This is a genomic window from Crateriforma spongiae (assembly GCF_012290005.1).
GTDB classification, from domain to species: domain Bacteria; phylum Planctomycetota; class Planctomycetia; order Pirellulales; family Pirellulaceae; genus Crateriforma; species Crateriforma spongiae.
The window spans coordinates 304,288-317,381 of the sequence record NZ_JAAXMS010000006.1 but is presented as its reverse complement, the minus strand read 5'-3'; the positions used below and the strand labels follow the sequence as shown (position 1 = coordinate 317,381).

Annotated in this window: 10 protein-coding genes and 1 tRNA gene; 8 read left to right on the top strand and 3 right to left on the bottom strand. The window is 58.8% G+C overall.

Going from position 1 to position 13,094, the window contains the following annotated elements; all coding sequences use genetic code 11:
* Positions 1 to 13: 13 nt before the first annotated feature.
* Positions 14 to 700, top strand: a complete 687-nt coding sequence (locus HFP54_RS17690) for an aquaporin (RefSeq protein WP_168566181.1) — start codon at positions 14 to 16, stop codon at positions 698 to 700.
* A 475-nt stretch (positions 701 to 1,175) separates the two neighbouring features.
* Here HFP54_RS17690 and HFP54_RS17685 read toward each other — a convergent pair whose 3' ends face one another.
* Positions 1,176 to 1,670, bottom strand: a complete 495-nt coding sequence (locus HFP54_RS17685; protein WP_146414553.1) for a tRNA (cytidine(34)-2'-O)-methyltransferase — start codon at positions 1,668 to 1,670, stop codon at positions 1,176 to 1,178.
* A gap of 231 nt (positions 1,671 to 1,901) precedes the next feature.
* On the opposite strand from HFP54_RS17685, the gene HFP54_RS17680 reads away from it, so the two are divergent.
* The 3 genes from HFP54_RS17680 to nagB are packed head-to-tail and all read left to right on the top strand — an operon-like array spanning position 1,902 to position 4,871.
* Positions 1,902 to 2,726, top strand: a complete 825-nt coding sequence (locus HFP54_RS17680; protein ID WP_168566180.1) for a zinc ribbon domain-containing protein — start codon at positions 1,902 to 1,904, stop codon at positions 2,724 to 2,726.
* 31 nt (positions 2,727 to 2,757) lie between these two features.
* A complete protein-coding gene (locus HFP54_RS17675; protein ID WP_168566179.1) occupies positions 2,758 to 4,104 on the top strand; it encodes an HD domain-containing protein in 1,347 nt (448 codons plus the stop codon).
* Positions 4,101 to 4,871 carry a glucosamine-6-phosphate deaminase gene (nagB, locus tag HFP54_RS17670; RefSeq protein WP_197137739.1) on the top strand — a complete coding sequence of 257 codons (771 nt, stop codon included), beginning with the start codon at positions 4,101 to 4,103 and terminating at the stop codon, positions 4,869 to 4,871. Before HFP54_RS17675 ends, nagB begins: the two co-directional genes overlap by 4 nt.
* 148 nt (positions 4,872 to 5,019) lie before the next feature.
* Here nagB and HFP54_RS17665 read toward each other — a convergent pair.
* Positions 5,020 to 5,093: transfer RNA gene (locus HFP54_RS17665), tRNA-Ile, on the bottom strand.
* Between the two features lie 384 nt (positions 5,094 to 5,477).
* Between HFP54_RS17665 and HFP54_RS17660 the strand changes: the two genes are divergently transcribed.
* The gene (locus HFP54_RS17660; protein WP_168566178.1) at positions 5,478 to 6,887 is read left to right on the top strand and encodes a PAS domain-containing protein; all 1,410 of its coding nucleotides are present in this window, start codon (positions 5,478 to 5,480) and stop codon (positions 6,885 to 6,887) included.
* 124 nt (positions 6,888 to 7,011) lie between these two features.
* Here HFP54_RS17660 and HFP54_RS17655 read toward each other — a convergent pair whose 3' ends face one another.
* Positions 7,012 to 7,410, bottom strand: coding sequence for a CoA-binding protein (locus tag HFP54_RS17655; protein ID WP_168566177.1), 399 nt, complete (start codon positions 7,408 to 7,410; stop codon positions 7,012 to 7,014).
* Positions 7,411 to 7,896: 486 nt separating this feature from the next.
* On the opposite strand from HFP54_RS17655, the gene HFP54_RS17650 reads away from it, so the two are divergent.
* The 3 genes from HFP54_RS17650 to HFP54_RS17640 are packed head-to-tail and all read left to right on the top strand — an operon-like array spanning position 7,897 to position 13,058.
* Entirely contained in the window at positions 7,897 to 8,415 is a 519-nt protein-coding gene (locus tag HFP54_RS17650; protein WP_145296452.1) for a sigma-70 family RNA polymerase sigma factor, read from the top strand.
* On the top strand, positions 8,412 to 9,884 hold the full coding sequence (locus HFP54_RS17645; RefSeq protein WP_168566176.1) for a FecR domain-containing protein: 1,473 nt from the start codon (positions 8,412 to 8,414) through the stop codon (positions 9,882 to 9,884). Before HFP54_RS17650 ends, HFP54_RS17645 begins: the two co-directional genes overlap by 4 nt.
* A 42-nt stretch (positions 9,885 to 9,926) precedes the next feature.
* Positions 9,927 to 13,058, top strand: a complete 3,132-nt coding sequence (locus HFP54_RS17640; protein ID WP_168566175.1) for a sulfatase-like hydrolase/transferase — start codon at positions 9,927 to 9,929, stop codon at positions 13,056 to 13,058.
* Positions 13,059 to 13,094 lie beyond the last annotated feature (36 nt).

The following is a 13,094-nucleotide window of genomic DNA, read 5'->3' as shown; positions in this document are numbered from 1 at the left end:
TACGCTTTCGCCCATGCAAACACCACTGTTTCACCGCTGCGTCGCCGAGTTCCTGGGGACGATGTTTTTGATCGTCATCGGTTGTGGCGCCGTGGTCGTCGCCGGACTCGTCGAACCGCTGACTCACGAAGGCGTGGCGATCGTCTGGGGGTTGGTCGTGCTGGTGCTGATCTACGCGATCGGCGATATCAGCGGATGTCATATCAATCCATCGGTCACGATCGGTTTTGCTGCGGCCGGCCGATTCCCGTTGCGGGAAGTCGGACCGTACGCGATCGCACAGTTGGCCGGTGCGATCGCTGGTGCGGCAGCGTTGCGTGCGGTGTTCGGCGTGGATTCAACCAACTTGGGTTCGACAGCGATCAACCCGGTCATCACGGTGGCTGGCGGCTTTGCGATCGAATTCATGATGACGCTGATTTTGATGTTCGTCGTGATGGGCGTTTCGACAGGCGCCAAGGAAAAATCGATCACCGCAGGCTTGGCGGTCGGTGCGGTGATCGGAATGGAAGCGATGACGGCGGGCCCAATGACCGGCGCTTCGATGAACCCATTTCGTTCGTTGGGTCCCGCGTTGGTGTCAGGCAACTTGACCAACATCTGGGTCTATTTGATCGCCACGGTCCTGGGATCTCTCACCGGAATGGCGTTGTACAAATGGATCCGCTGCGTCACGGAATGCGACACAGCGGAAGACTGATGCCGACGGATCATCCGCGGACCAATCCTCTGTGACTCCGTGACTTCTTTAAAGATTCCCTTTCCCGGGTGCGGTTTGCCGCGCACGGAGGCACAAAGACACGGAGGAAAGTATGGAGAGTTGGCAGGACGCCGCAGAAGGCTTGATCCAGCGATCGGTCCAGCACGGCTTTCCATCCGAATTTCGAACAAAACCTCTGTGCCTTCGTGCCTCAGTGAGAGACCTCCTTCCCCGGACGAGATGGGCCTCGCACAGAGGCACAAAGACACGGAGGAAAGAACCGGGAGTCGGGCGGACGCTGCAGAACGCTTGATCCAGCGATCGGTCCAGCACGGCTTTCCATCCGAACCTCGAACAAAACCTCCGTGCCTTCGTGCCTCTGTGAGAGACCTCCTTCACGGACGCATTGGAAATCCCACAGAAAACTGAAGACGAAGCAGCCTAGCGGGTTTGATCGACGCTGGATCGAATCGCTTCAAGCCTGTTGCCGGAGCATCTGTCGTTGGTGTTCGTACAGCGCGATTCCGACGGTGACGGACAGATTCAAGCTGCGAACCTCCGGTTGCATCGGCAACCGCAACGCATGGCTGTCGCTGGGATCCAAGATCTCCGGTGGCAAGCCAGATGTTTCGCGACCGAACACGAACACGTCCCCGTGCCGAAAATCCGCATCCCAAAGCGTCCGCTGGGCCGTCTTGGAAAAATAGAACATGCGACGTCCCTGATGCGTCTGACGCAAGTGGTCCCAATCGGGCACGTCATGCCACGTCAGATGTTGCCAATAATCCAGCCCGGCGCGTCGCAACCGCCGTTCGTCGATGCGAAACCCCATCGGCCGGACCAGCCAAAGATGCGCTCCGGTCGCCACGCAGGTTCGCCCGATGTTGCCCGTGTTTTGTGGGATCTCCGGCTGATACAGCACCACGTGGGCCGGCGGATCGGCCGCACCGGTTTGGGTCGAATCGTTCATGCGGGGTGAATCTCTTGCGTCGGGGTTTGCCGGCCTATTGGATCGGACGCGACGGGTTCGTCAACGCTGGGTTGCGGGCAACGATCGAGCCATGGGAAACTATGCGAGCGCGGCTGACTGCCGCAGCCAACTTTCATCGCGGCTTGCCCCCCCCTGATTGTCTTTCCTTGTCTGTAATCCCCCTGTCGATCCTTCGCGATTGAGATTCGACGTCACTGATTGACCGCCACCATGCCGATCCAAGTCACCTGTCCCAAGTGCCTGAAGCGATTCCAAGTCAGTGACAAATTCGCGGGAAAAGAGGGGCCATGCCCGAATTGCAAGAACGTCATCAGGGTCCCGTCGGCCGAAGAACAGGTCGTCATTCACGAAGCCCCCAGTGACGCCCCGACCGATTCCAAAGGTCGCAGCGTACTGAAGCCCATCACGCGTGAAGACACCGATGTCACGCGCAAAGGCTTGATCCTGACGATCGTTTCGGTCATCGCCATCTTTGCCGCTGCGGTCGGCGTCCGGATGATGTCCGGCCCCGACCAAACGCCGATCTGGGCATCCATCGCGGGGATCCTATTGTTGGCACCACCGCTGGTTTGGTCCGGATACAACTTGGTTTACGACCGCGAATTGGAACCGTACCGCGGCACCGAATTGTGGCAGCGTGTCGGGATCGTGTCGGCCGTCTTTGCCGTGTTGTGGGCCGTCTATGCGTTCGCGCCGGCCTATGTATTGGATCTGGACCAAGCATCAGAGATGTCTTGGATGGTCGCGGGGATCGCGTTCGCCGTGATGATCATCGGTGGCGCCTTCGCCGCACTGGCTGCGTTTGATTTGGAATTCCCCAGCGGCCTGGTCATCAGCGGTCTGTATTTCCTGTCGGTTGTCTTGTTGGCATTGGTCGCCGGCGTGGTGTTGGCCGGACGCGAAGTGGATGACCGCCCGGGACCACGGGCCGCACCGGCAGCAGCGACCGCGTTGCCATCCACCTCGTCATCGCTTGCGGCGATTCCGCCAATCAACAAATTGCTGCAAGACGTCGAATCGTCGCGGAACGTTTAAGCGTCGGAATCCGAAAGGCCCAATCGCACTGATGGATCTGCCCGAAATCACCGCCCTGCGACGTCCCGAATCGGTCGTCCGCATTCCAGATCGGCAAGACGTCCCGATCACACCGCGCATCCGTCGCATCCTGGACACCGCTCCGGTGCGACGACTTGCATCGATCAGCCAGCTGGGCATGGTCGCGTTGGTCTATCCCGGCGCGACACACAGTCGGTGGGAACATTCTCTGGGCGTGTACCATTACGGGCTGAAGCTGCTGGATCGATTTGCCATCGATGACCGTTTCGCCGATCCGGCGGTCGGCGAAGCGTTTCTGTTGGCAACGTTGCTACATGATGTCGGGCACTGGCCGTTTTGCCACCCGATCGAAGACATGCAGCTTGGCGGACTCAGCCGCCACGAAGACCACGCGGCACTCTGGATGAACGACGCGGAAATCACCGAAGCGTTCGAACAGGACTGGCGCTGCACGCCCGACCAAGTGATGGGTTTTCTGACCGGACGTCACAACAATGCTTGGGCAAACGATGACGCCTGTCGTTTTTTGACCAGTTGTCTTAGCGGTCCGATCGACGTCGACAAGCTGGATTATTTGCAACGCGACAGCTGGCATGCGGGCGTGCCGTACGGACGCAATTTCGACGCCGATCGTCTGGTCCATTCGATGGTGGTGCACCCCGAGCGTCCGGAATTGGCGATCCACCAAAAAGGACGAACGGCGGCGGAGATGATGGTCTTTGCGCGTTACGTCATGTTCAGCGAAGTGTATTGGCACCATGCGGTACGATCGGCCACCGCGATGCTTCAACGCTGTGTTTTCCTGCTTCAAAACCGTGTCGATCTGGAATCGTCGTTCCGGATGGATGATGCAACTTGGATCGCCATGATCCGCCGGATGGCCGCCGGCAGTATGGCCGAACCCCTGGCCGAAGGGCTGTTTGGTCCCCGTCGATGTCTGCATAAACGCCTGGCGCAATTCGACGTCATTGAGGGTGAATCGCTACACTGTCGATTGGCGCGGCGGCCGTACTGGTGGCTTGTCGCGGCGGCGGAAAATTTGGCACGGTTGATGTCGACCGAAACCGGCTTGGCGGTTCATGCATCGGATGTCCTGATCGACGCACCGCCGGTCAAATTAGAAGTCGACATCAATATCGATATCGTCGACGATGATGCCCAGGTTCGCCCCCTGGGCCGGTTAAGCCCCGTCGCTTCGGTCCTGGCCAACCGGCAATTCGATCGGCACGTCAAGCGTGTTCGCCTGTTCGTCCGACCCGATTTGAAGACACCGTTGATGCGCAGCTTGGATTCCCCCGAAGCCGTCGAAGGTTTGGTCGCCCGCGCGATCGACCAAGCAGAGAAAGAAATCGTATGAACTCAACGCCTCGCCCGTCCTTCGATGCCAAACGGATGCTTGTCTTCGACGACATCCAGCAGGCATCGCACCACGTCGCCGACGAAATCATTCAGTTGGTCGGCGCGAAACCGTCGGCCGTCCTGGGATTGGCCACCGGCAGCACACCCATTGCGGTGTACGAAGAATTGATCCGTCGGTATCGTGCCGGCGACGTCGACTTTTCAAAAATCACGACGTTCAATTTGGACGAATACGTCGGCTTGTCGCCGGAGCATCCACAAAGCTTCGCGGCGTTCATGCGAACGCACCTGTTCGACGCCATCGACGTTCCCGATCATCACACCCACATCCCGGCGGGCGTGGCGAACGATTTTCTGTCGACCGCCGAATTGTTCGAAAAGAAGATTCAAACCTCCGGCGGCATCGACTGGCAATTGCTGGGCATCGGCGACAACGGCCACATCGGATTTAACGAACCGGGGTCACCCGGCGAAAGCGGGACGCGGCTGGTCGAATTGGCCGATGAAACGATCGAAGCCAATTCGCGATTCTTCGATTCGCCCGATGATGTGCCTCGCCAAGCGATCACGATGGGCATCGCTACGATTCTGAAAGCCAAGCGGTTGGTCCTGATGGCCTTCGGCGCGGCCAAGGCACAAGCGATCGCCGACGCGGTGGCCGGGCCGGTGACGCCCGATTGTCCGGCGTCGTTCCTGCAACGGCACCCCAACGCGACCTTCATCGTCGACCGAGCCGCCGCAGCTGCACTGCCCACCGAGGCCTAAATCGGTCTGTCCGGAACTGATTCCCAAAAGCCGTCTGCCCCAACCGGTTCAGCCGGCTTGGTGATGGGTGCCCGGCGTGGCGGCAGATGCCCGGCCAGGCAACAGCCCACGGTATCCACCGCTTGCCCAACACGGTGCGTGAAAAAAATAGGCCAGGCAGGACTTGAACCCGCGACCCAGGCATTATGAGTGCCCTGCTCTAACCAACTGAGCTACTGGCCCGACGCGTCGACTTTCTGCTGACAACAACCGCCTTGTGACAAGGCCGCTGGTCGGCGTCTTTCGCGGCGACAGTGTACGCGATTCGCCCCCCATGGCGAACCCGGACCGGGTGCCTGCGAACACACCATTCGCCAGGAGATTTCCCACACCGTCGCTACTTGCCAGCTTCTCAGCGGCCGTGACACCGGACGCAACCACCGCCCCTTTCGTGGGGGCAGTGGCATCACAGTCGCAACATTCCTTTCCGGTGACGATCTGGCGGCCCGGCAAAATTGGAATCAGCCGACAAATCGCCCATTGGTCGCCGCGGCAAGGAAATCCTATGACAGGTTTCAGATGAACATCCGTGACTTGTGCCCCTTTCGTGTCGCGTTCTGACTCACCATGCACCAACCCCGATCCCAACATTGCATCGACCAGGAAAGTCCGTTCGGTGTCGATGAACTGTTCTTTTCGACCACCGACCGTCGCGGCGTCGTCCGGTTTGGAAACGAAGTTTTCGTTCGCGTGTCGAAATTCAAGGAAGACGAACTGATCGGCAAAGCCCACAGCATCATTCGTCATCCGGATATGCCACGTGGCGTGTTTCGCTTGTTCTGGCAATTGCTGGAAAACGATGGCACCGTTGCTGCATACGTGAAAAACCGCGCGAAAGACGGCAGCTACTACTGGGTCATGGCCTTTGCCACGATGATCAACGATGGCCACCTTTCGGTGCGTCTGAAACCCACCAGCCAATTACTGGAAACGGTAATCGGCGTCTACGATCGGGTGCGACAGATCGAAATCGAAGCGGCAGAGGGCGGCGCATCCAAAGACGAAGTGTCCGACATCGGATTGGAAGCGGCCAGTCGCGAGATCCAACAGCTGGGCTTTGCCGATTACCCGTCGTTCATGCGATACGCGCTTTCGACGGAAATGGCATCGCGTCGCAAAGTGTTGGCGGAGGGATCACCAGCCCCCGACGCCATGTCGCACCACCCCCGATCCGGTGACGCCGTCATCGGTGATTCTTCGGTCGCATCGATGCTGCGCTGCAACCAAAGGTGCACCCGATCCCTGGACCGAATGTTAGATTCGCTGGCAAAAATCCGCACCGCGACCACGACGATCCAAGCCATCAATCAGCGGATGAGCCAGTTTTCAGACAAGATCGGTTTGGTCGCGATCAACGCCCGCGTCTCCGCCGACTCTGCACCGCGCGAAGCCATCGCTGTCGCGTTGGCGGAATCCGAATCGGAAAACCGCGAAGCGATCGCAGCCATCCACCAATCGGTCGACCAACTGGTCGATTCACTGGACGCGTTGTCTTTCGAATTGTCCGCCGCCGCATTGCAAAGCGAAACGAACACGACGTTTCTGCGTGAACTGCACGTGCATACGGACGACGCCAATTCCGAAGCACTCGGCCACGTGCAATTGCTGACGGATCAAGCCGGTCGCTGTGCCGACGACTTGATTCGACGGTTGCAAGACGCCGACGACTGGTTTGCAAAACTTGCGAAGCTGACCGAATGCTTACAGCGAAACGCAAAGACCCTGCGTTTTGTCCGCATGGCGGGCGTCAAAGAATCCGCCAGCTTGGATGAATCGCACCCGTTCCGTGGGTTGTTCGACGTCGTCAACAAGCACATCCAAAGCACGATCGACGACTGTGGCGAATTGCGATCCGCCGCCCGCCAAGCACGGTCATCGGTGGCCATCATGGAAGATTGCAAGGCGCAGTTGATCGATGACATGGCGTCCATGAATGACCAGTCGGCGGCTTTCTTTCAGTCTGCCTGTTTCGCCTGACCGTGTTTTCGAACCAGGATTTTCAAACCAGAGAAAATCCATCATTGCGTTTTCGCCAATGGATGGTCCCACACGGCGGCTTCGATCACCACCGCTGATCCGCTGTGATGAAACCCAAACGTGTTCAAGACGCGCGAGCCAATAAGACCAGGATGCAACTGCAGTCATCGATCACGTCCAAACCTGCCTCACGTGCGGCTTGACTGGCCTGGTCATCTTCGGCGCCGGGCTGCATCCAGATGTGTCGGACTCCGGCGGCGATCGCATCAGCCACCACCAATCGCGTCACCGGCGGCGGCGTGATGATCGACAAAGCATCGGGCCGCGTGGGCAACGCATCGATCTTTGGATACGCCCGATGGCCTTCGATTTCGTCCTGCGCGGGGTTCAGCGGAAAGACGTCGCGGCCCGCCTTCAGCAACGCGCGGAAAACCTTGTTGCCATACTTTTCACGGTTCGTCGACGCGCCGGCGACCGCGAACGTGCCGGCCATTAAGAATCGCTGGATCGCGGTATCACTCATTTCATTTCACCTCAGTGGAATCGACTTTACGACCAGACACCGTCGGTCGGGAATTTGTTCGGCGGGCAATGCCAGGGTCGGCTGTGGGTGCCCCCCCAACATCACTGTCCCGGCCGAGGCGACACCGGCCCGGAATCTTACCGGGCCCCTTGTGTCCTAGGATCTCCGCCGGGTCTTTGCCGTGAAAACCCGGATGCTTCCGGCCAAGACCGGCTATGATTGCCGGGCCATGCGTGAACAAAACAACAGCATCGCGAAAATCGCCCGCCGTCAAAATTCGCGGCCGGACGATCCAAGTTTGACAAATGGATCTTGATGGCAATGGCCAACGGCCCGGGCTTATCGCCACGTAACGGGGGCCTCAGTCGCGGGGATGGAAACGGAGCGATTTTTCGGCCCGATTGTTCGATTCGCTCGACCGCATTTTCATGCTCACCGCGTATAGAACGAGGTGCGACGTTCGTACCAGCCAGTGAGAGGCAACGAATGTTAACCACCGAAGAAATCACCGAAATCGTCCTGCGCCAGCGACTGCCGTTGACGGCACACATCGCCACGGTGACTCGCAATTTCCACTTAGCCGAAGACGTCTATCAGGAAGTCTGCGTGAAAGCCATCGGCCAAGTCGGCAAATTGGAGTCTCCGCAACACCTGATGAACTGGTTTCGTGTGGCATCGCGAAACCGAGCCATCGACGTCATTCGCACTCGTGAAGGCCGCTACGTCGGGTTGTCCGACGAAGCGATGTCGATCTTGGAATCCGAGTGGACCGAAACGTCCTTGGTTCCGGACAACGACCGCGTTGACGCGTTGTCCCAGTGCATCGAATCACTGTCCGAACGCAGTCGCCAAATTGTCCGCATGCGGTATTTCGAGAACCGGTCGGGCAAAGAAATCGCCAGCTTCATGGACGCCAAAATCGCGTCCGCTTACCAAGCGATCGCGCGTATCCACAAAGCTTTGGCGGAATGTGTCCGTCGTCGAATGGAGGCCGAAACGGTATGAACCGTCACGATTCATCATCACCGATGTCCTACGAAGACTTTCTGCGTGCTGCGACGATGTTCCAAGACGGTGCGATGTCACCGGAGGAACTGGAACAGTTCGACAAGTCGTTACAGCGGAGCCCGGAACTGCGACGCTGGTTCATCGAATTCCAGGAACAATCCGCCACCCTGGTCGAATGCTTCCGTGGCCAAGCGGTCCATGGCAATGATCGTATCGACACGGACACGCATTCGTTTTCCTCACGACCGCAGCGGACCAGGATCGAACCCGGCACCGGACACGACACGTCATCGCTCACTCCGGGATCGCAACGTACGCTCGCTTGGGCGGCGGTCGCGATGGCCCTGGCCGCTTGTGTGTTGGTGGCGTTCTTGCCTGGCAAATCCTCGCGACAAATTCCCGAACACGATGCGGTGATGACCTTCGCCGAACAAGCGTCTTGGGGTGGTGCGGCCGACCAGTGGCCCGTCGACGGCCGTTACTTGACGCGTTCGGATTCGTACCGTCTGGACAGCGGATCGATCCGGTTGCGATTGAACTCCGGTGCAATCGTTTCAGTCGCCGCGCCGGCGTCCTTTCGCATTGTCGGCCCGGAGAGCATCGACCTGTTGGCCGGCAAGATGACCGCCCGCACCTCAGGCAATCGAACCGATCTAGTCATCCGTGCCGGCGATTTGGAAATCCGCGATTCGGAGACCGCTTTTGGTGTCACCGCGACGACCGATGGCGATGTCGATCTGGCCGTCTTCGATGGCGACGTCTCGGTGCGTGTGACCGACGACGTGGATCCGCCGTCCGAGCAGATGGTGGTCGAAGGTTGTGCATTGGCAAGCTATCGATCGGCCGGAAGAACCACCGAAATCCCCTATGAACCGGGCAAGTACCAAGACATTTGGCCGCTGGCTTTGGGCATCGATGAAGCCTCGTCCATTGTCGACTTTGTGCCGCCCGGTCCCGACGTTTCGCTCAGCTCGCTGGCCCACAATCACAAGATGTTTTTGGTGCCCGAAAAGCTGAATCATCACGTCAGCCGACCGGCGGATTTGAAATTGGTGCTGCCCGGCCAGACTTGGCCGTCCAGTCCCACGCAGAAGTTCCGGGTCACGCCCAAGCAATCCGTCAGCAGTTACCTGTTGATGTACAAGCCGCAAACCAGCAACTTTGGTTCGCGGCAAACGCTATCGGGTTCGATCAGTTTCCAACACCCGATTCTGGGCATCGCGGTGACCGGCGATCAGTTGCGAAATAGCGACCAACCGTTCGGTATCGATGACCTGGATTACAAAGCTTTTCGTGGGCGACATTTGGAAGACGTTGACACGGAGTTCGGCAGCCTGCCCGCCGACAGCATCACGATCAGCGATGACGGCCGGCAACTGTATTTCAGCCTTCACGTCGGCGCGTTGACGGATCACTTGCGTGTCCTGGTGGATGATTCCCAATCCACATCGTCGACCGATCCTTGATTTCGCCCTTTCCGCACCCCACGCGATTTTCCGCCCCTCCCCATGACTCGCATCATCTTGGCCGCCTTGGCCATGCTGGTGGCGTTGCACCACGCCGACGCCACAGCACCGTCCTTAACGACCGATCCCAAACCACCAAACGTCATCGTCATCTTGGCCGACGATTTGGGCTACAGCGATTTGGGTTGCTACGGATCCGAAATCCCGACGCCTCACATCGACGCGTTGGCTGGTGACGGCGTCCGCTTTACCCAGATGTACAACAGCGCACGCTGCTGTCCCAGTCGCGCATCTTTGATGACCGGCCTGTACCCGTCTCAAGCCGGCATTGGTGATTTCACCACCAACAAACCCAGCCCCACACGCGGTCCCGGATACATCGGACGATTGAATGGCCGATGCGTGACTCTGGCCGAAGCGTTAAAGACCGCCGGTTACGGTTGCTACTACGTCGGCAAGTGGCACATGCATGAGGCAACTGGTCCGATCGCCCGTGGCTTTGACGAATTTTATGGCTACACCCGCGGCCATTCGCACGATCAATACGACGCGGACTACTACATCCGTCTGCCCGAGGGTCGCGACAAGGAAATCGATCCTCCGGCCGACCAGTTTTATGCGACCGACGTCTTCAACCGATATGCGATCGAGTTCCTTCGGCAAGGCCAGCAGAGCGGTCGTCCATATTTTTTGTTCCTCGGTCACTCATCGCCCCACTTTCCCGTCCAAGCCCCGGCCGAACGTGCCGACGCGTTCGAAGCCGTCTATCGACAAGGCTGGGATGTGCTGCGGCAACAGCGTTTTGAAAAGATGAAGTCGATCGGTCTGATCGACGGTGATCACTGGCAGATGTCCCCCCGCAGCATTGTGCCGGTCGACCGCGACGACATCGCCAACGGTTACTCCGGTCAACCTAACCCGGCCTGGGACAGTCTTCCCAGCGACCGCCAAGCCGATCTGGCACGACGCATGGCCGTCTTTGCCGCGATGGTCAGCGGTGTCGATCAAGGCGTGGGGAAAATCGTCGAACACCTGAAACAGACCGGCGACTTTGACAACACGCTGATCCTTTTCCTTAGCGACAACGGCGCCTGTTACGAATGGGGTCCGTTCGGATTCGATGGGACGTCACGCAAAGGAACGACAACTCTTCGCACCGGAGACGACTTTCGCGAAATCGGCCAACCGGGAACGCATCAATCGTATGGCAGTGCTTGGGCCAACTTGGGAAACACCCCCTTTCGACTGTACAAGCACTTCACGCACGAAGGCGGAATCAGCACGCCCCTGATCGCGCACTGGCCGGCAGGGATTGGAAAACCTGATCGCTGGATCCGCCAACCGGCCCACGTGATGGACATCATGCCCACGCTGTTGGATGCAACCGGTGCCGAATACCCGAACACAATCAACGGCAAAAGACGCTTGCCGCCGGAAGGCACCAGCCTGTTGCCCGCCATGACGGGCGAATCGTTGCCAGAACGCACGATCGGCTTTGACCATCAGGGCGCCCACGCGATCCGCCAAGGCAGCTGGAAAGCCGTCTGGTCCAAACGCATGCCCGATGAAATTCAGTGGGAACTGTACGACCTGTCGTCCGACCGTTGCGAAATGAATGACGTCGCTTCGCAATACCCCGACAAACTGCGGACGATGACCGAAGACTGGACCGATTGGGCCCGCCGCGTTGGCGTGATTTGGGACAACCCCAAGGGATCAGAAACGCAGTCGGACCCGGCGGACGCCTCGCCATCAATCGCCGGTCGCCCCATTCATATCCAAGCCGTCATCGACGCGAATTCGCCCCGTGGTGTCGTTCTTGCTCAAGGTGGCAATCAATACGGCTACGCACTGCATTTCGATGACGGTATTGCGATGCTGGATGTCCGTCTGAAGGGCCAAGTCACACGGCTGAAATCGTCGCACCGCGTCAGTGGTACGGTCAAACTGTCGGCCAGCCTGACCGCCGATCAAATGACTTTGACCGTCAACGACCAACCGGCGACTTCTGGTTCGTCACCCGGTTTGATTCCGATCCAGCCGGTCGACGCGCTCAGCATCGGCTTTGACGAACGAACGTCCGCGGGCGACTATGCGGCCCCCAACAAGTTCAACGGCACCGTGGTTTCCCACAAGATCACCACGGGCGAACGAAAACCAGATGACGAAGCGGACAGCCATGCCGAAGTGGACACGTCAAAGTTCACGCCAAAACGTTTTGGTGATGTCAGCAAGCCGATGTTTGTCGACCCGAACTACCACGGATCGTGTGACCCGGAAATCGTGTTCAATCCGTCCAGCCAGGAATGGCTGATCTATTACACCGCTCGACGTGCAACCCGTCAGCAAGCGTCATATGTCGGGACACCGATCGGCGTGCTGGCATCGAAAGATTTGAAGCATTGGAAGTTTCGCGGTTACTGCACGTTTGATGGTCGCAAAGGCCAACCCGACAACCCGGACACTCATTGGGCACCGGGGATCATCGTCGACGGCAACCAGATTCACATGTTCGCCACCTACAAAGCGTCGGCGATGCCGCCATGGGGTGGCGATGGCGTGATTCGTCATTACGTCGCCCCGCTTTCCGATCCGATCGATGGATGGAAGTTGGTCGGTGTTCCCAATTTTCACCAGCCCGACCCGATCGATGTGTCTCTATTGAAAATGGGGGACCGATTCCAGGCCTACTATCGCGTCGGAAAAGGCGGCGGGATTCAGTGGGCGACCAGCGAAGATTTGCTGCATTGGCAAAACCATGGACCCTGCCCCGGCGACGTCAACGCGGACAATCGTGGCTTCGGCTATCAAGAAGCCCCCTATGTATTTCGCTTCGCCGACCGTTTTTGGATGCTGACTGATCCGCACGACGGGCTTGCGGTCTTTCACAGCGATGACGCCATCACCTGGCATCAGCAAGAACGCATTCTGTTGAAACCGGGATTTGGACCGGCCGACGGGACACGAGCCCGACACCCCAGCGTCGCAGTCCGTGACGGTCGCGCGTTCATCTTTTATCACACCGAACCGAATCGTCCCTATCCGACGCCGCCCGCGGAAAAACGCACGCCCACCCAGAAGATCTCATTCCTGCAAATCGCGGAACTCCAGATCAACGACGGCCGCTTGACCTGTGATCGCAACGCCGACGTTCGTTTGCAAACCGAACGGTGACCTCGTGGTATGAGATCCTTCAACGCACACTTTTCC